General features: G+C 66.3%; 15 protein-coding genes. 9 read left to right on the top strand and 6 right to left on the bottom strand.

Translation table 11 applies throughout. From position 1 onward, the window contains the following. Window positions 1-86: 86 nt before the first annotated feature. The 6 genes from P0086_RS16570 to P0086_RS16545 form a co-directional block, all read right to left on the bottom strand. Window positions 87-3,554 carry a tetratricopeptide repeat protein gene (locus tag P0086_RS16570; protein WP_275787461.1) on the bottom strand — a complete coding sequence of 1,156 codons (3,468 nt, stop codon included), beginning with the start codon at window positions 3,552-3,554 and terminating at the stop codon, window positions 87-89. 234 nt (window positions 3,555-3,788) lie between these two features. Continuing rightward, a complete protein-coding gene (locus tag P0086_RS16565; RefSeq protein ID WP_275787458.1) occupies window positions 3,789-4,490 on the bottom strand; it encodes a CDP-alcohol phosphatidyltransferase family protein in 702 nt (233 codons plus the stop codon). After that, window positions 4,487-4,894, bottom strand: a complete 408-nt coding sequence (locus tag P0086_RS16560; RefSeq protein ID WP_275787455.1) for a hypothetical protein — start codon at window positions 4,892-4,894, stop codon at window positions 4,487-4,489. Before P0086_RS16560 ends, P0086_RS16565 begins: the two co-directional genes overlap by 4 nt. After that, window positions 4,891-5,841, bottom strand: a complete 951-nt coding sequence (locus tag P0086_RS16555) for a phosphatidate cytidylyltransferase (RefSeq protein ID WP_112612455.1) — start codon at window positions 5,839-5,841, stop codon at window positions 4,891-4,893. Before P0086_RS16555 ends, P0086_RS16560 begins: the two co-directional genes overlap by 4 nt. Continuing rightward, the gene (locus tag P0086_RS16550) at window positions 5,838-6,503 is read right to left on the bottom strand and encodes a lysophospholipid acyltransferase family protein (RefSeq protein ID WP_275787545.1); all 666 of its coding nucleotides are present in this window, start codon (window positions 6,501-6,503) and stop codon (window positions 5,838-5,840) included. The genes P0086_RS16555 and P0086_RS16550 overlap by 4 nt, the downstream gene beginning before the upstream one ends. Before the next feature lie 214 nt (window positions 6,504-6,717). After that, on the bottom strand, window positions 6,718-8,277 hold the full coding sequence (locus P0086_RS16545) for a hypothetical protein (RefSeq protein ID WP_275787452.1): 1,560 nt from the start codon (window positions 8,275-8,277) through the stop codon (window positions 6,718-6,720). Between the two features lie 360 nt (window positions 8,278-8,637). On the opposite strand from P0086_RS16545, the gene P0086_RS16540 reads away from it, so the two are divergent. From P0086_RS16540 to P0086_RS16500, 9 genes are all read left to right on the top strand, one after another. Beyond that, window positions 8,638-9,528: a VOC family protein gene (locus tag P0086_RS16540; RefSeq protein ID WP_275787449.1), complete on the top strand. Its 891-nt coding sequence runs from the start codon at window positions 8,638-8,640 to the stop codon at window positions 9,526-9,528. 1 nt (window position 9,529) lies between these two features. Next, window positions 9,530-10,369, top strand: a complete 840-nt coding sequence (gene kdsA / locus P0086_RS16535) for a 3-deoxy-8-phosphooctulonate synthase (protein WP_112610895.1) — start codon at window positions 9,530-9,532, stop codon at window positions 10,367-10,369. A 142-nt stretch (window positions 10,370-10,511) separates the two neighbouring features. Then, the gene (gene eno / locus P0086_RS16530; RefSeq protein ID WP_275787445.1) at window positions 10,512-11,786 is read left to right on the top strand and encodes a phosphopyruvate hydratase; all 1,275 of its coding nucleotides are present in this window, start codon (window positions 10,512-10,514) and stop codon (window positions 11,784-11,786) included. Between the two features lie 339 nt (window positions 11,787-12,125). Continuing rightward, window positions 12,126-12,434: a septum formation initiator family protein gene (locus tag P0086_RS16525; protein WP_112610897.1), complete on the top strand. Its 309-nt coding sequence runs from the start codon at window positions 12,126-12,128 to the stop codon at window positions 12,432-12,434. A 149-nt stretch (window positions 12,435-12,583) separates the two neighbouring features. Continuing rightward, entirely contained in the window at window positions 12,584-13,630 is a 1,047-nt protein-coding gene (gene pdhA, locus P0086_RS16520) for a pyruvate dehydrogenase (acetyl-transferring) E1 component subunit alpha (protein WP_275787440.1), read from the top strand. Between the two features lie 19 nt (window positions 13,631-13,649). Then, the gene (locus tag P0086_RS16515; protein WP_275787437.1) at window positions 13,650-15,047 is read left to right on the top strand and encodes a pyruvate dehydrogenase complex E1 component subunit beta; all 1,398 of its coding nucleotides are present in this window, start codon (window positions 13,650-13,652) and stop codon (window positions 15,045-15,047) included. A 15-nt stretch (window positions 15,048-15,062) separates the two neighbouring features. Then, entirely contained in the window at window positions 15,063-16,412 is a 1,350-nt protein-coding gene (locus P0086_RS16510) for a pyruvate dehydrogenase complex dihydrolipoamide acetyltransferase (protein WP_275787434.1), read from the top strand. A gap of 15 nt (window positions 16,413-16,427) precedes the next feature. Continuing rightward, the gene (locus tag P0086_RS16505; RefSeq protein ID WP_112594032.1) at window positions 16,428-17,069 is read left to right on the top strand and encodes an SGNH/GDSL hydrolase family protein; all 642 of its coding nucleotides are present in this window, start codon (window positions 16,428-16,430) and stop codon (window positions 17,067-17,069) included. Window positions 17,070-17,148: 79 nt separating this feature from the next. Continuing rightward, a complete protein-coding gene (locus tag P0086_RS16500; RefSeq protein WP_112610903.1) occupies window positions 17,149-17,409 on the top strand; it encodes a YdcH family protein in 261 nt (86 codons plus the stop codon). Window positions 17,410-17,425: the final 16 nt, after the last annotated feature.

Genomic DNA, 17,425 nt, shown 5'->3' with positions numbered 1-17,425 from the left:
TCGAAAGGCCCGGTCGCAAGCGCCGGGCCTTTTGTCATGTGCGGTTACGGGATCCCGTGTCTTCCAGACTCACGGGAAGCGATCGTTCAGAACCGGGCCTTGACGGTTGCCAGGAGCGTGCGGCCCGGGGCGGGAATGCCGTAGGCCATCTCAATATCGGCATTGAAGATGTTCTGTGCGAGAAGACCGAGTTCCAGTTCGCCGCTGGGCGATTTCCAGGTCACGGCGGCGTCAGTCGTGGAATAGGGTTCGAGATCGAGGACGAGCCGATCGCCGGAGTCGGAGAAGCTTTGTGCGCCGACCCGCGAACCGACGAAGGTTTGCGCGACCGTGGTCTGGATGCGCGAGGGGTGGACGTAGGTCAGACCGATGCGGCCGACATAGTCCGGGACGAGCGGGATATCCTCGTCGAACCCCAGAAACGATGTGGTATCTCGGCTCTGGTTCCATGTGAACGCGCCAAAGAGCCCGAGCCCGCCGCCGACCCAGTAGTTGGTGCTCAGGTGGAGGCGATCGAGGTTGCCGGACCAGGTGTCGTAGCTGCCCTGAAAATCAGGCACGTCGAGGGTGAGACCGGCGAAGCGCTGGTGCTGGTATTCGACAGCAGTGAAGAAGCGCTCGTTCCATTCCGCATCCCAGCGCACGGCCGCCGTTTGCATTTGGCCACCCAGAAATAGCGGCAGTTCGAGCGGCGTGAGGCCGACCATCGAGATGGGGGAAAGCGTGTAGCTGCTGCCGAGCTGGGTGTCCTGCCGGAAGTAGGCGCGAAGCCAGTGATCTTGAACGGGCGCCCAGGCAACGCCGAACCGCGGATCGGCGCGTCCCCATTCGCTGTCGGGGTCTTCGTCGAACCAGTTGAGGTAGAGGCCTGCCTGCGTCTGGAGGTTCTTCGAAAAGTCGTAGGTCGCGTCGATGTAGGTGCGCCCCGAGGCACTGTTTCCCGTCAGGCCGAATTGATCGACGACAGCGCCGGTGTCGATCTCGACATACTGTACGTGCTGGTCGTAGCGCGAGGTGACGGCTTCCACACCATAGCGAAGCGTCAGGGCGTCAAAGCCGAGCAGATGGCTGATCCCGAATGCCGTATCCTGGCTGTCATCGTCCAGATTGAAAAGGAACGGCCCGAAATCCAGTTCCTGCTTCGTGTTGCCACGGAACGCCGTATGGGCGGCAAACGCCTGGAGGACACTCCGGTCACCCAGTGTATGGCTCCAGGCCGCACCGATCGTCTGGCGGCGATTGTCGTTTTCATCCAGAAGCGTCGGCAGCCAGACCTGACCGGGATAACCGCGATCGACGCCGATCGTGTCACCGAACAGAACGATGCTGTCGGCAAGCGCGGGGCGCATGCCGATCTGAAAGGTGGCCCCCTCCAGATCAAGGGTGTCGTTGTCGCGTTCGCTGTTCGGGCGGGATATTTCGCCCTGCAGATAGTAGCTGACCGGCAGGCCGGCATAGCTTGTGCCCTGGACAAGAACATTGCCGTTCCAGCCCGGGCTGCCCGTCTCCCAGCCCAGGCCTCCTCCGATCGCCGCCTCGAAGAAGCTGCGCCGCTCGATGGAGTTGCGCTTCTGCTCGGATGCGATGGCCAATGGATCGAGCAGCAGGCCCTGCAACTCCGCCGACCGGTCGCTGCTGCCGCCCTGGATATGCTGCACGCCGTTTAGCGGCTCGCCCACGAAGGGGCTCAGCCGACCGTTGCTCGCCTCGTCGAGATAGGTGGTCGCCATGAACGGATCGGCGCCACGATCGGCATAGTATCGGCCCCAGTCGTCGAGACCCAGATTCTCCAGGGTGACGCCCAGGAAGGAGGATGCCTGGCGATTGGCGTCGTAGCCGGTGTAGAAGCCGCCGCGGTCCATCCGCCGACGCAGGGCCTCGCGGGCCTCGACGATCGCCTCGTCTGCGCGATACTGGTCGAGCGCGATCCCGGAGCGGATCAGCGGAATGGAGGGGTTGTCGGGGTCGAAGCGATCGGCATTGTCGAGCGCCTGGGCGGCGCCTGTCTCCGAACCCAACTGATAGGAGGCGATCGCCTCGCCGATCAGCGCATCGCCGTAGGTCGGATTGACGGCCGAGGCCTGCAGCAGGACCTGCTCGCCCTCCTCGGTCCTCCCCATCCGCAGCAGGTACCGGCCCTTCGCGGCCAGTACGGCGTAGGAGGTTGCATCCAGTTTTTCGGCCATGTCGATCTGCCGCTTCGCCGCCGCCAGTTGGTCGTTGTCCATGAGGAAACGGGCATAATTGGCGTGCAGCGCGGCATTTTCCGGATTGAGGGCAATTGCCGTGGCATAGGCGTCGTTCGCCTCGATCGGCGCATTGCGGTCGTGATAGACGATGCCCAGCTCGTTCCAGGCCACATCGTCGCCGGGGGCAACGCGCACCGCCTGCCGCAGGTCGGCAAGGGCGCCGTCGAGATCGCTGGAGACGGCGGCGCGGAAGCGGGCGCTCATCAGCAGATAGGTCGGATCATCGGGATCGAGCAGGCGGGCTCGCTCGAGCGTTTCGCGCACCTCGTCGCGACGATCCAGCTCGAAGGCGAAGGACGCACGCATGGCGGGAAGGCGGGCGTCGTCGGGAAACCGCTGTTCCGCCTGTCGCAGGACGTCGATGGCAGCGGCAGCCCCGTAGGCATGGGCGACGAGCGTTGCGTGGGCAAGAGCCGCCGTCGGGTCGGAGACGGGGTCTGCGGGAGGAGCAACATTCGCCGCGGGATCGGCGAGGGCCGCCGCGAACCAGCGGCCGTAGGCCGCCGTTGCCCGACGGTCGGCGGGCAGCGTTGGGATCGCCTGCGCGAACAGCCGTTCCGCCTCGCGATAGCGCGTCTCCTGGCCGGCGATCATGGCCTCGACCAGCCATGCCCGCGCCTCCAGCGGCGGAGCCAGCGGCCGGCGCAAACGGGACAGGGCTTCACGGGCTTTTTGGCGGCCATCGATGGTCAGCGCCGTTTCGGCCAGCGAGAGCCAGTCCGCGTCGGATCTCACGGCCTCCGAGAGCGCGAGAACGCGGGCGTGCTCGCCGCGCATCGCCGGCCCGCCCAGCGTGCTTGCGGGCAGGCTGGAGAAGACGTCGCGCAGTTCGCCATAGAGCAGGATCTGCTCGCGCTCCTGCAGGTCGACGAGGGTGTATTTGTTCGGTGCCTGCCCGATCGCAGCGACGGCGCCTTCGCCGGGATTGACGACCACCGACCCTTGCGGGTTGGAAAGCGTGACGCTGCCCTCCAGCACTGAAAGCGTCGTTCGGTCTCCGTCGACGCGCAGGGTCCAGTCGGTACCGCGGATGGCCGCCGCGGCGGCGGCCGTGTTCACGATGAGCCCGTTGCCACCGCGGCGGGCGCGAGCCCAGATGGAGCCGCCCTGCAGCTCCACTTCGCTGTCGGCATCGGTCTCGATGCGGCGGACCACCAGCGTGGTGTTGCGCCCCATGCGCATCTGGGTGCTGTCGGAAAACAGGATGGCCAGCGTGCCGCTGGCATTGGTGCGTAAGGTGTCGCCGGGAAGCAGGTCCTGGCTGACCTCGACCGGGCGCCATGGCGGCAGGTCGACGAAGCGCACCTCCTCGCCGGCCTTTCGCGCGATGACGGAGCCGACCGCTGTCGAGACGCGAGGATAGGGCTCGGCCAGGACGGGCGTGGCGGCGAGCGCCATCGCAAGTGCGGCGGCACCCGTTCGAAACCTGTTCTTCATGTCCCCGCGATATCCAAGCATGTGAGCGGGATATGCGGATGGTCGCTCGACGCTGTCAATGCGAAGGGTCGGGCGAGCCACCGCCTACGCGCATAAGTTACATCATTGTGGCCTGCTGGACACGGCTGCCTCTACCGGAGCCCTGAGGCCGCGCACGAGGTTTCGCCCACGCCGCAGGGCGGTGAGGGCGGTACCTGCCGCGACGACCCAGAGCGCGGCTTCGACGATCGCCAGCTGCCACTGCCACGCCACGGCGATCGCCGCCAGGACCGCTGCTGCCGTCATCACCGCCATGCGGTGCTGCTTCGCCATCGGGCCGGAGAAGTCGGCGGGGGCGCCGTTGGCACGTCCGAGCTCACGGACATAGGCGGTGAGCACCGCGAAGGCGGCGGCAGACCAGCCGAGCGCCGGGCTGTCGATGCCGTATCCGGCGCCGGCGAGGATCAGGATGTCGGCGATGCGGTCGGGAAACTCGTTCCAGAAGGGGCCGTCTGCTTCCGCCTTGCCGCCCTCGACGGCGACCATGCCGTCGAAGAGGTTGCAGAGCAGGCGCAACTGGCAGAAGAGGGCCGCGGCGAGGAACAGCAGGGCGGCGGGCAGGCCCGCCCGGCTGCCGGCGAGCCAGAAGCAGGCGCTGGCGGCGGCAGCGGCGACCATGCTCGCCTGCGAGATGCGGTTCGGGGTGATCGCGCGGGCGGCGAGCCAGCGGGCGATCGATCGTGCCCAGCGGGTGTCGCGGCTGGACAAAGGCCTGCGGTCGCCGGTTCCGGCGCCTCCGCTGCTGGGGTCTCCGCTGGCGGTCATGGGGCGTGCTGCTCCTTCCGGTAGAGCGCGAGGTTGTAGAGGGCGGCATAGCTCGACGAGACGAGCAGCGGCAGGGCGACCGTTCCCGCGATTTCCGGCGTGCCGGCGAGCGCGTGGATCGCCACCAGCAACATCGCCGAGCAGGCGATGGCGATCGCGGGCGGGGCCCACAGGGCCGAGGCACCCCGGAACCTTCGGGCCAGCCGTTCGACCGCCGACTTGAGGAAAAGCGTGAGCAGCGCCGAAAGCGTGCCCTGGACGGCGGCGGCGGCCAGCATGCGGGCAGGGCTGTGGCCGCGATTGGCAAGAAGCGCCCATCCGCCCATGGCGAGGAACGCCACCGCCATGTGGAAGCTCGTCCTGCCCGCCATCCGGCGGATTGCGGCGTGCGCGCCGAGGCTCATGTCAGCGACCAGCCGTAGCGGACGATGTGGAAGAAGATCGGCGCCGAGAAGATCACCGAATCGAGCCGGTCGAGCAGGCCGCCATGGCCCTCGACGATGTGGCCCCAGTCCTTGACGCCACGGTCGCGCTTGATCGCCGACATGACGAGGCCGCCGAAGAAGCCCATCAGCGTGATGACGAGCGCGAGAAGCCCGGCCTGTAGCGGCGTGAACGGGGTGATCCACCAGAGCGCGGCGCCGATCAGCGTGGCGCTGGCGACGCCGCCGACGAAGCCCTCCACTGTCTTGGAGGGGGACAGGCGCGGGGCGATCCTGGTCCGGCCGAACAGCTTGCCCCAGACATATTGCAGCACGTCGCTCATCTGCACGACGATAACGAGGAAGGCGATCAGCAGCACATTGCGTCCCTCGTAGCCGGGGATCTGCAGCGTCAGCAGCGCCGGCACGTGCGAGATGCAGAAGACGCAGATCATCAGCGCCCACTGCACTTCGGCGACGCGGTCGAGGAAGCGTTCCGTGTCGCCGCGCAGCACCGACGCGATCGGCATCAGCAGGAAGGCATAGACGGGGATGAAGATCGCATAGAGGCCATACCAGTCCGTGGCGACGAGATAGTACTGGACGGGGAGCACGACGAAGAACGCGGCTGCGAGCGCCCAGTGGTCGGCGCGGCGGGTGTGCGTCAGGGTGACGAATTCACGGAGCGCTGCGAACGAGCAGAAGGCGAAGAGCACGATCACGCCGGCGCGGCCGGCGAGAAAGGCGATCCCGATCAGCGCCACCATCACCCACCAGGCGTTGATGCGGGCGTTCAGGTTCTCGATCGCCGCGTTGCTGCGATCGGGCGACAGGCGTCGTTGCAGGATCTGGCCGATGGCGGTCGCGACGACCAGGAAGGCGCCGATGGCGAGCACCAGGGTGAGGAGATCGGAGCGGGCCTCGGTCATGCGGCGGTGTCCGTGTGCGGCGATAGCGAGAGGAGGGCCAGGCGGGCGCGGTCGAGGAAAGCCTGCTTCTGCTCGTCCTCCCGCAGGCGCAGGGGTTCGCCGAAGGTCACGGTGCAGATCAGCGGGATCGGCACGAACTCGCCCTTGGGCATAACGCGGTTGAGGTTGCTGATCCAGACCGGAACGAGCTCGACATCCGGGCGCAGCTTCGCCAGGTGGTAGAGCCCGCTCTTGAACGGCAGTAGCGGGTCGTCGGTCTGGTTGCGGGTGCCCTCGGGAAAGAGGATCAGCGAGGCGCCCTCGTCGAGCGTGCCGGCCATGCGGGCGACCGGATCCTCGCTGCGGGTCTCCTGCTGGCGTTCGATCAGCACCGCGTTGAAGACGTGGCTGCCGATGAAGCGGGTGAGCGGTGACTTCAGCCAGTATTCCGCACCGGCCACCGGCCGCGTTCTGCTGCGCGCGCGCGGCGGCAGGACGGTCCAGATCAGGATGAAATCGCCATGGCTGCTGTGGTTGGCGTAGTAGACGTGCTGGCGCCGTGGCGGGCCGTCGGGCGACCAGTGGGCGCGGACCGCCGTGACGGCGCGGGCGAACAGGACGATCAGCGTGGCGACCGGGCCTGCGGCCCAGCGTCGGCTGCGACTGCGCGCGTCGGCGGATATCTCGTCAGGGGAAGCCACGTCCGTGCCCGTCGCCGTTCTTCATTGTGTCAGGGCCTCGAGACCCGGGATCGGGCCAAGGCCTGTCGCTCTCACGTTTGAAGCGGCCGGATTATTCCGGCGAAATCGCCCGCCGGTCGATCACGGCCGGCGGGCGACGTGGAAACGGCCTTGCCGGCGGAGGACGTCATGTCCCCCACCGGCAATCCGGCTGGCTTCACTCAGCCGGCGGCAACTCGCTGACATCCATCGTCTGCAGCCTGTCGCCGATTGGGGATGTGTCACCCGGCGCGGCCCGGCCGCGCAGGGAATTCTCCGAGATATCGATGATCGGCTGCGATGCCCCGGTCCGGGACACCGACAGCACGGATTCGAGATCGCCGTCCTGGTGGCGAGGCGCGGGGACGGCGCCAGCCCGGTCGCCGCGGGCGGCCTCCAGCTGCCCCGTCAGGATCGCCCGGTCGGTGCGAAGCTGCCGGATCTCCGACTTGGCGATCTCCAGGCTCGTCCGCAGCTGGCTGATCTCGTGGCGATCGGATTCCGCGCGCGTCTCCATGTCCCGGCGCGCTTCCTCCCAGTCGCGATCGCGCTGGTTGCGCACGCCTTCGTATTCGCGCAGCTTCAGCACGAGTTCGCTGTGCTGCATGGCCAGTTCGCGGCGCGCATTCTCGCTCTCGCCGCCGGCTGCACGGGCGCGGGCAAGCTCGTCGGCGAGCCGTTCGGCGCGCGCGGTCGTTGACTGCATCTCGCTCTTCAGGCGCTTCAGTTCCGCGCGGGTCGTGCGCAGTTCCTCGTCGGTCATGCGGTTGCGGCCATTGGCCGTCGCCAGCAGCTTCTCCGCCAGCTCGGCCTTGGAGCCGATCGCCTCCTGGCGCGTGTTCATATGGGCGATCTGCAGCGCGGTCGCGTTCTGGACGCCCTCCAGTTCCTCCTCGAGGTTGCGGTTCTTCTCCTCCAGGACGGTGATCTCCTGGCGCAGGCCGGCAACGCTCGCCTGCAGGCTGCGGACGAGGGTCTCCTGCTGGGTCAGCGTGTTCTTCAGCTGGCTCTTTTCCTCGTTGAGGCGGGTCATCTCGCGCGCCTGGGCGGCGGTCTCCCGGCGCGAGGTCTCGATCAGCAACTGATGGGCCGTCGATTCGACGTCGAACTTCTCCCGCAGCGCGGCGAGTTCGCGGCTGCGAACCTCGAGCTCCTTCTGCGTGCGCTTCATCAGCGCGTTCGCCTCGTCGAACTGGCTGCTCCTGTCGGACATCTCGCGTTCGGCGTCGGCCAGACGCATTTCCACGATCGAGAGCTCCTCGCAGGTCACCCCGTGCAGCGCCTGGAGCTTGACGAACTCCTGCCTTATCGCGTCGATCTCGACACGCAACTGGGCGTTGTTCGCGCGCACTTCCTTGTTGTCGGACGTGAGCCGGCTGTTGTCCTGCTCGAACCGCTTGCGCGCACCGGTCTCGTGTTCCAGGAGCGAGCCGAGGCGGTTGCATTCCGACCGCAGCCCGCCGACTTCCGACAACAGGCGCGCATGGCCGGTGACCAGCGTCGATACGCGGTCCTGCACCAGGGCGAGGGTGGAGACGAGTTCTTCGGAGGACTGCTTGCTTTCCTCGAGCGCCAGGCCGAACGCCTCGAAGTCGAGCGGATCGGCCGACACTGCGGGCACGGACGGATCGGCGGACGGCGTTGCGGGACCGCTTGTCGCAAGCCCGTCCGGGACGTAGCCGGATCCCGGACGGTTCGCATGGATGCGATTGTCCTCACTGCGACGAAAAAGGTTCATGACCATCCCTCAGCCCCCGGGCGACGTCAAAATATCCGGCAATCCGCCACCCGCCCCAAGGGTCACGCATTGCGCATTTGCTTCCGTATTCCAGCCTGTTCGCACAGTCAGCCCACTGCCTGTCCGTTGGCGAGCAGAAAAGACGCTCGCGGTAAAATTGTCAAAACGGGACAGCGTGCCGATCAGGGCAACTGCGCGTAATCAACAGCTTTTTTCGGCCGTTGAAGCCGTTCTGGAACCTGCCGTTAGGGTAGTTTAGCGGTTGCTTTTTCGCGCCGGGGTACGCCTGTGCGCGCCGCCCTTGCAATACGGTCCCAAAAAGGGCAAAGCACGGCCCATGGATGAGCCCGGATCACCTTCATGAGTGCGAAGCCCAGGACAGCGCGTCCGATCGATCACCTGGTCCTGCCGGTCTGCGAGATCGCAACGGCGCGGGCGCGGCTGACCCTGCTGGGGTTCACCGTCGCCCCCGATGCGCGCCATCCCTTCGGGACCGAGAACTGCTGCGTGTTCCTCGGCGACGGCAGCTACCTGGAACCGCTCGGGATAGCCAACCGGGAAGAATGCGAGGCGGCAACTAGGGCCGGCAACGTCTTCGTTTCCCGCGACCAGGCCTTCCGCTTCCGCCGCGGCGACGACGGCTTTTCGGCCATCGCCATGGCGACCGGCGATGCGCACGAGGACGACGCCCGCTATCGGGCAGAGGGCCTTTCGGGCGGGGAGATGCTGGCGTTTTCAAGAGACATGCTTCTGCCGGACGGCAGCAGCGCCACCGGCAGCTTCCGGCTCGCCTTCGCAGCCGACCTGCGCTCGCCCGATTTCTTCTTCTTCTCCTCGCAGCGGGTCGTGGCCCTTCCGTCGGATCGCGCGACGCTCGAGGCGCATGCCAATGGCGCCGTGGCGCTTTCGGAGGTCGTGCTGTCGGAGCAGAACCCGACCGATTTCCAGTATCTCCTGCAGGCTGCGGCCGATGAACGCGCGGTCGAGGCGCATTCATTCGGCATGAGCGTGGATACGCCGCGCGGTCGCATCAGCGTGCTCAATTTCGCCGGGATGCGGGGCTTCTATGGCGTCGAGCCTGCGTCGGCCGATCGCGGCCTGAAGGGAGAGGCCGTCGTGTTCCGGGTGAAGGACCTCGGCCATTGCCGCCGCCACCTGGAGGGCAACGGCATCGAATTCGTGGAACGCGGCGGGCGCCTGATCGTCCCGGCCGCACCGGGGCAGGGTGCCCTTTTCGTCTTTGGAGAATGACATGGAAACCAATGCAGTCGTCACCGCCGGGGAAGGCAAGGGCAAGGTCACGTTCTCGCAGAAGGAGCGGCTGACGCTGATCGCCGGCCCCTGCCAGATGGAGACGCGCGACCATGCCTTCATGATCGCCGGCACGCTGAAGGAACTGTGCGACAAGCTCGGCATCGGGCTGGTCTACAAGTCGTCCTACGACAAGGCCAACCGCACTTCGCTGTCGGGCAAGCGCGGCATCGGCCTGGAGAAGTCGATGGAGGTCTTTGCCGACCTGAAGAAGGAGTTCGGCTTTCCGGTCCTGACCGACATCCACACCGAGGAACAGTGCGCGCTGGTGGCACCGACCGTGGACGTCCTGCAGATCCCGGCCTTCCTGTCACGCCAGACGGACCTGCTCGTCGCCGCCGCCAAGACCGGGCGCGTCATCAACGTCAAGAAGGGACAGTTCCTGGCGCCCTGGGACATGAAGAACGTGCTGGCGAAGTTCACCGCCAGCGGCAACCCGAACGTACTTCTGTGCGAGCGCGGCGCCTCGTTCGGCTACAACACGCTCGTCTCCGACATGCGCTCGCTGCCGATCATGGCCTCGCTCGGCGCGCCGGTCGTCTTTGACGCCACCCACTCCGTGCAGCAGCCGGGCGGGCAGGGCGGCTCCTCCGGCGGCCAGCGCGAGTTCGTCGAGACGCTGGCGCGGGCGGCGGTCGCCGTCGGCGTCGCCGGCGTCTTCATCGAGACGCACGAGGATCCGGACAATGCGCCTTCCGACGGGCCGAACATGGTGCCGCTGAAGGACATGCCCCGGCTTCTGGAAAAGCTGCTCGCCTTCGACGCCGTCGCCAAGGGTTGAGCGGCGCCGTGGCATTGCCATCACGATGGTGTCACAAGGCTCGGCTAGCCGGAGACGGCGCGCTTGCAATTCCGTCCGCTTCGATTAAGAGCTTTTAATCGATTAGATCATCGCTGACCCGCTTAAGACAGGGAAGAGTACCATGACCGCTATCATCGACATCACCGGCCGCGAGATCCTCGACAGCCGCGGCAATCCCACCGTCGAGGTGGACGTCCATCTCGAGGACGGCAGCTTCGGCCGCGCCGCGGTTCCCTCGGGCGCCTCGACCGGTGCGCATGAAGCGGTCGAACTGCGCGACGGCGGTACCCGCTATCTCGGCAAGGGCGTCGAGCGCGCCGTCGAGGCGGTGAACGGCGAGATCTTCGAGGCGATCGGCGGAATGGAGGCCGAAAACCAGATCGAGATCGACCAGACGATGATCGAGCTCGACGGCGCGCCGAACAAGGCCCGCCTCGGCGCCAACGCCATCCTCGGCGTCTCGCTCGCCGTCGCCAAGGCGGCTGCGGCTGCCGCCGGCCTGCCGCTCTACCGCTATGTCGGCGGCCCGAACGCCCGCGTCCTGCCGGTGCCGATGATGAATATCATCAACGGCGGCGCGCATGCCGACAATCCGATCGACTTCCAGGAGTTCATGATCGTGCCGGTCGGCGCCGACACCATTCGTGACGCCGTGCGCATGGGTTCGGAAGTCTTCCACACGCTGAAGAAGCAGCTCGCCGCCGACGGCCACAACACCAATGTCGGCGACGAGGGCGGCTTCGCGCCCGGCCTCGCATCCGCGCCGGCCGCGCTCGACTTCATCATGAAGTCGATCGAGAAGGCCGGCTACAAGCCGGGCGACGACATGTTCATCGCGCTCGATTGCGCCTCGACCGAGTTCTTCAAGGACGGCAAGTACGTGCTGGAAGGCGAGGGCCGCACGCTGGAGCCGGGCGCCATGGCCGAATATCTCGCCGAACTGACCGCCAAGTACCCGATCTTCTCGATCGAGGACGGCATGGCCGAGGACGACTGGGACGGCTGGAAGCTCCTGACCGACAAGATCGGCTCCAAGGTGCAGCTCGTCGGCGACGACCTGTTCGTCACCAATTCCGCCCGCCTGCGCGACGGCATCAAGATGGGCGTCGCCAACTCGATCCTCGTCAAGGTCAACCAGATCGGTTCGCTGTCGGAGACGCTCGACGCCGTCGAGACCGCGCACAAGGCGAGCTACAGCGCGGTGATGTCGCACCGCTCGGGCGAGACCGAGGATTCCACGATCTCCGATCTCGCGGTCGCCACCAACTGCGGCCAGATCAAGACCGGCTCGCTGGCGCGCTCGGACCGTACCGCGAAGTACAACCAGCTGATCCGCATCGAGGAGCAGCTCGGCCTGCAGGCGCGATACGCCGGCCGGTCGATCCTGCGCGGCTGAGACGCCGACCCTTGCGGGTGAGGCGCTTGCCTTCACCCTGGCCCTCTCCCCGCAGGCGGGGAGAGGGGATGCGGCCCGAGCCGCGACCTTCCCTCTTCTCCATCGTTCGGGTCATGCCTCTGTCCGCCATCTCGCGCCTTGAGCAGGCAACGGAGCGGGCGCCGCATTGCCACATTGCCACATTGTCCCCTCGGCCCGCTTGCGGGGAGAAGGTGCCCGGCAGGGCGGATGAGGGGCGAATGCTCCGGCAGGCAGGCCGTCTCCCAATTCCCACATGGTCAACGCTCGGTTAACCGATCGCGGCTAGAGTGGTCCCGTACTGCGTATCGGGACCTTTCCATGTGGACCAAGCATCACAAGAAGCGCCGGCTCGGCCGTTTCATCGTTCCGGCGATCACCATCGCCTTTCTGTCCTATTTCAGCTATCATTCCGTCCACGGCGACTTCGGCCTGCGGGCGATGGAGAAGTTCGAGCGCACGCGCGTGACCCGGCAGGCGAAGCTCGACGTGCTCATCGAGGAGCGGAAGCGGCTGGAGCGCGAGGTGTCGCTGATGAGCGACGGGTCGCTGGAACGGGACATGCTGGACGAGAAGGCGCGCTTCGCGCTGAACATGTCGAGAGCCGACGAGATCGTGATTTTTCACTGATCGAGGCGATTAACCGAAAATGGGTTAATTTTAAATAATTGAATAATTTCAATTATTTAGCACGAATGCGAGCCATGCATTTATGGCATTGCTGAGGTCGCTTTCTTCCCCTATGTTGCCGCCAAAGGCAGAAACTCGGGGAGGATTGTATGGCTCCGCGCAAGACCGCGACCGTATCGAGCCGCAAATCAGCGGCAAAGCCTGTCAAGAAAGACTTCAACGGCGGCACCATCGTCGAATTTTCCAAGGACCAGGATCTGAATGCCTACCGCGAAATGCTGCTGATCCGGCGTTTCGAGGAGAAGGCCGGCCAGCTCTACGGCATGGGCTTCATCGGCGGCTTCTGTCACCTCTACATCGGCCAGGAGGCGGTCGTCGTCGGCATGCAGATGGCGCTGAAGGAAGGCGACCAGGTCATCACCGGCTATCGTGACCACGGCCACATGCTGGCCTGCGGCATGAGTGCGCGCGGCGTGATGGCGGAACTGACCGGACGCCGCGGCGGCCTTTCCAAGGGCAAGGGCGGCTCCATGCACATGTTCTCCAAGGAGAAGCACTTCTACGGCGGCCACGGCATCGTCGGCGCGCAGGTCTCGCTCGGCACCGGGCTCGCCTTCGCCAACCGCTACCGTGGCAACGACAACGTCTCGCTCGCCTATTTCGGCGACGGCGCGGCCAACCAGGGGCAGGTCTACGAGAGCTTCAACATGGCGGCGCTGTGGAAGCTGCCGGTCATCTACATCATCGAGAACAACCGCTACGCCATGGGCACCGCCGTCTCGCGCGCCTCGGCGCAGACCGACTTCTCCCAGCGCGGCGCCTCCTTCAACATCCCCGGCTACCAGGTCGACGGCATGGACGTGCGCGCCGTCAAGGCTGCAGCCGACGAGGCTGTCGCGCATTGCCGTTCGGGCAAGGGGCCGATCATCCTCGAGATGCTCACCTATCGCTACCGCGGTCACTCCATGTCGGACCCGGCGAAGTACCGCTCCAAGGACGAAGTGCAGAAGATGCGCTCCGAGCACGATCCGATCGAGCAGGTCCGCGCCCGCCTTCTGGAGAAGAAGTGGGCCTCCGAGGACGAGTTGAAGCAGATCGACAAGGACGTCCGCGACGTCGTCGCCGATTCCGCCGATTTTGCCCAGTCCGATCCGGAGCCGGACGTATCCGAGCTCTACACCGACATTCTGATCTGATCCGGGCGGAGGAAACACCATGCCAATCGATATTCTCATGCCCGCCCTGTCGCCGACGATGGAAGAGGGCACGCTGTCCAAGTGGCTCAAGAACGAGGGCGACAGCGTCAAGGCCGGCGACGTGATCGCCGAGATCGAAACCGACAAGGCGACGATGGAAGTGGAAGCCGTCGACGAGGGCACGATCGCCAAGATCGTCGTGCCGGCCGGTACGGAGAACGTGAAGGTCAACACGCTGATCGCGCTGCTCGCCGAGGAAGGCGAGGACGTGGACCAGCTCGGCAAGGGCGTCGGCGAGGACGAGGTCGATGCCGGCCCGAAGGGTGCCGAGGTCGAGGCGCCGAAGCCGGCGCCGGCCGCCGCGGCTGCTGCCCCCGTTCCGGCTGCACCGAAGGTCGAAGTCGCCGCCGATCCGGACATTCCGGCCGGCACCGAGATGGTCTCGACCACCGTTCGCGAAGCGCTGCGCGACGCCATGGCCGAGGAGATGCGCCGCGACGGCGACGTCTTCGTCATGGGCGAGGAAGTGGCCGAGTACCAGGGCGCCTACAAGATCACGCAGGGGCTGCTGCAGGAATTCGGCGCCAACCGCGTCATCGATACGCCGATCACCGAGCACGGCTTTGCCGGCGTCGGAGTCGGTGCGGCGATGACCGGCCTGAAGCCGATCGTCGAGTTCATGACTTTCAACTTCGCCATGCAGGCGATCGACCAGATCATCAACTCCGCCGCCAAGACGCTCTACATGTCTGGCGGCCAGATGGGCGCGCCGATCGTCTTCCGCGGCCCGAACGGCGCTGCGGCCCGAGTCGCCGCCCAGCACTCGCAGTGCTACGCCGCCTGGTACAGCCACATCCCCGGCCTCAAGGTCGTGATGCCGTATACGGCCGCCGACGCCAAGGGTCTGCTGAAGGCTGCCATCCGCGACCCGAACCCGGTGATCTTCCTGGAAAACGAGATCCTCTACGGCCAGCACTTCGACGTGCCGAAGCTCGACGATTTCGTGCTGCCGATCGGCAAGGCGCGCATCCACAAGGCCGGCAAGGACGCGACCGTCGTCTCCTTCGGCATCGGCATGACCTATGCGACGAAGGCGGTGGCCGAACTCGAGAAGGACGGCATCGACGTCGAACTGATCGACCTGCGCACCATCCGCCCGATGGACCTGCCGACGATCATCGAATCGGTGAAGAAGACCGGGCGCCTCGTCACCGTCGAGGAAGGCTATCCGCAGAACTCCGTCGGTACCGAAATCGCCACCCGCGTCATGCAGCAGGCGTTCGACTATCTCGACGCGCCGATCCTGACGATCGCCGGCAAGGATGTGCCGATGCCCTACGCTGCCAACCTCGAGAAGCTCGCGCTTCCGAACGTCGGCGAGGTCGTCCAGGCGGTCAAGACCGTCTGCTACAAGTAACGGGAGGGCGCAGACATGCCGATCAACATCACCATGCCTGCCCTTTCGCCGACCATGGAGGAGGGCAATCTCTCCAAGTGGCTCGTGAAGGAAGGTGACACCGTCAAGTCCGGCGACGTGATCGCCGAGATCGAGACCGACAAGGCGACGATGGAAGTCGAGGCCGTTGACGAGGGCGTCGTCGCCAAGATCGTCGTTCCGGCCGGCACCGAGGGCGTGAAGGTCAACTCGCTGATCGCGGTTCTGGCCGCCGATGGCGAGGACGTGAAGGCGGCTGCGAGCGGTGCTGGCGGCGCTGCCCCGGCGCCGAAGGCGGAGGCGGCTCCGGCCGCAGCCCCCGCGCCCGCCGCAAAGACCGAGGCTGCATCGGCCCCGGCTCCGGCACCGTCGGCGGCGGCCGCGGCTGCTCCGGCAGCCAAGGCTGACGGCAACCGCACCTTCTCCTCGCCGCTGGCCCGCCGACTCGCGAAGGAAGCCGGGATCGACATTTCGGCCGTTGCCGGCTCCGGCCCGCACGGCCGCGTGGTCAAGGCCGACGTCGAGGCTGCCGTTTCCGGCGGTGGCGCGAAGAAGGCGGCAACGCCTGCTGCCGCCGCTGCTGCGCCTGCCGCACCGCTGGCGAAGGGTGTCTCCGACGATGCGGTCCTGAAGCTGTTCGAGGAAGGCTCCTACGAACTCGTGCCGCATGACGGCATGCGCAAGACGATCGCCCGCCGACTGGTGGAATCCAAGCAGACCGTGCCGCATTTCTACGTTTCGGTCGATTGCGAGCTCGATGCGCTGATGGCGCTGCGGGCGCAGCTGAATTCGGCCGCCCACGAGAAGGACGGCAAGCCGGCCTACAAGCTCTCGGTCAACGACATGGTCATCAAGGCCATGGCGCTGGCGCTGAGGGATGTGCCGGACGCCAACGTCTCCTGGACGGAACAGGCGATGGTCAAGCACAAGCATTCCGACGTCGGCGTCGCCGTCTCGATCCCCGGGGGCCTGATCACCCCGATCATCCGCCACGCGGAAACCAAGAGCCTGTCGGCCATCTCCAACGAGATGAAGGACCTCGGCAAGCGCGCCAAGGAACGCAAGCTGAAGCCGGAGGAATACCAGGGCGGCACGACCTCGGTCTCCAATATGGGCATGATGGGCGTGAAGAACTTCGCCGCCGTCATCAACCCGCCGCATGCGACGATCCTCGCGGTCGGCGCGGGCGAGCAGCGCGTCGTGGTCAAGAACAACGAGATGGTCATCGTCCAGGCGATGACGGTCACGCTGTCGACCGACCATCGCTGCGTCGACGGCGCGCTCGGGGCCGAACTGCTGCAGGCCTTCAAGCGCTACATCGAGAACCCGATCGGGATGCTCGTCTAACGGAGTGGTTCGGCCATGAAGACGGTCCTCTGCTACGGCGACAGCCTCACCTGGGGCTATGATGCGGAGACGCTCGGGCGCCATGCGCTGGAGGACCGTTGGCCGAGCGTGCTTGCCAAGGCGCTCGGTCCCGGCGTGCAGGTGATCGCCGAGGGGCTGAACGGCCGCACGACCGCCTATGACGACAACCTCGCCGATTGCGACCGCAACGGCGCGCGCATCCTGCCGACCATCCTGCACAGCCACGACCCGATCGACCTCGTCATCATCATGCTCGGCGTCAACGACATGAAGCCGGCGATCTGCGGCACGGCCTTCGGCGCGATGCGGGGCATGGAGCGGCTGGTGGCGCTCGTGCGGCATCACGCCTGGTCCTTCGACGACACCGAGCAGCCGGAGATCCTGATCGTTGCGCCGCCGCCGATCTGCGAGACGGCGAACACGGCGTTTGCGGCCATGTTTGCCGGCGGCGTCGAGCAGTCGGCGATGCTGGCGACGCTCTATGCCGACCTGGCCGACGAGAAGGGCTGCGGCTTCTTCGATGCGGGCTCGGTGGCGGAGACGTCGCCCCTCGACGGCGTGCATCTCAATGCCGAGAACACGCGCGCGATCGGCCGCGGGCTGGAGCCGGTCGTGCGCATGATGCTCGGGCTCTAGAGGCCGGTTGACGGGGATCAAGGAGTGCAGGTCCCTGGGGACTAGGCTTGTCGCATCGACGCCAAAAAGGAGATGCGACATGTCGAACACCCCGCACAAGCTGGCAGAGGAGTTCCCCGAATATGCCGGCGCAATCCGGCATCTGCGGGAGGTCGATGGACACTTCAACCGCCTTGCCGACGCGTATGACGCGGTGAACCGGGCGATCCATCGGGCCGAGACGGATATCGAGCCGGTGGACGACTTTCGCATGACGGAAATGCGCAAGGAGCGGATGCGGCTGAAGGATGAGATCTACGGGTTGCTCGGGCGCTTCGGGGCCTTCGAAGAGCAGCCCTGAGGACGGAAGGCGTCTT

It is taken from the genome of Mycoplana sp. MJR14 (assembly GCF_029210525.1).
In the GTDB taxonomy this organism is placed as follows: Bacteria; Pseudomonadota; Alphaproteobacteria; order Rhizobiales; family Rhizobiaceae; genus Mycoplana.
Note: the sequence above shows the minus strand (reverse complement) of the source record. Positions and strands in the feature narration are given on the sequence as shown.

What these genes read in the sequence shown, in the direction of transcription:
- P0086_RS16500 (WP_112610903.1), top strand. Translation starts at nt 17,149, where the DNA reads ATGTCGAACACCCCGCACAAGCTGGCAGAGGAGTTCCCCGAATATGCC.
- P0086_RS16505 (WP_112594032.1), top strand. Translation starts at nt 16,428, where the DNA reads ATGAAGACGGTCCTCTGCTACGGCGACAGCCTCACCTGGGGCTATGAT.
- P0086_RS16545 (WP_275787452.1), bottom strand. Translation starts at nt 8,277, where the DNA reads ATGAACCTTTTTCGTCGCAGTGAGGACAATCGCATCCATGCGAACCGT.
- P0086_RS16525 (WP_112610897.1), top strand. Translation starts at nt 12,126, where the DNA reads ATGTGGACCAAGCATCACAAGAAGCGCCGGCTCGGCCGTTTCATCGTT.
- P0086_RS16555 (WP_112612455.1), bottom strand. Translation starts at nt 5,841, where the DNA reads ATGACCGAGGCCCGCTCCGATCTCCTCACCCTGGTGCTCGCCATCGGC.
- P0086_RS16540 (WP_275787449.1), top strand. Translation starts at nt 8,638, where the DNA reads ATGAGTGCGAAGCCCAGGACAGCGCGTCCGATCGATCACCTGGTCCTG.
- P0086_RS16560 (WP_275787455.1), bottom strand. Translation starts at nt 4,894, where the DNA reads ATGAGCCTCGGCGCGCACGCCGCAATCCGCCGGATGGCGGGCAGGACG.
- P0086_RS16510 (WP_275787434.1), top strand. Translation starts at nt 15,063, where the DNA reads ATGCCGATCAACATCACCATGCCTGCCCTTTCGCCGACCATGGAGGAG.
- P0086_RS16565 (WP_275787458.1), bottom strand. Translation starts at nt 4,490, where the DNA reads ATGACCGCCAGCGGAGACCCCAGCAGCGGAGGCGCCGGAACCGGCGAC.
- P0086_RS16515 (WP_275787437.1), top strand. Translation starts at nt 13,650, where the DNA reads ATGCCAATCGATATTCTCATGCCCGCCCTGTCGCCGACGATGGAAGAG.
- eno (WP_275787445.1), top strand. Translation starts at nt 10,512, where the DNA reads ATGACCGCTATCATCGACATCACCGGCCGCGAGATCCTCGACAGCCGC.
- kdsA (WP_112610895.1), top strand. Translation starts at nt 9,530, where the DNA reads ATGGAAACCAATGCAGTCGTCACCGCCGGGGAAGGCAAGGGCAAGGTC.
- pdhA (WP_275787440.1), top strand. Translation starts at nt 12,584, where the DNA reads ATGGCTCCGCGCAAGACCGCGACCGTATCGAGCCGCAAATCAGCGGCA.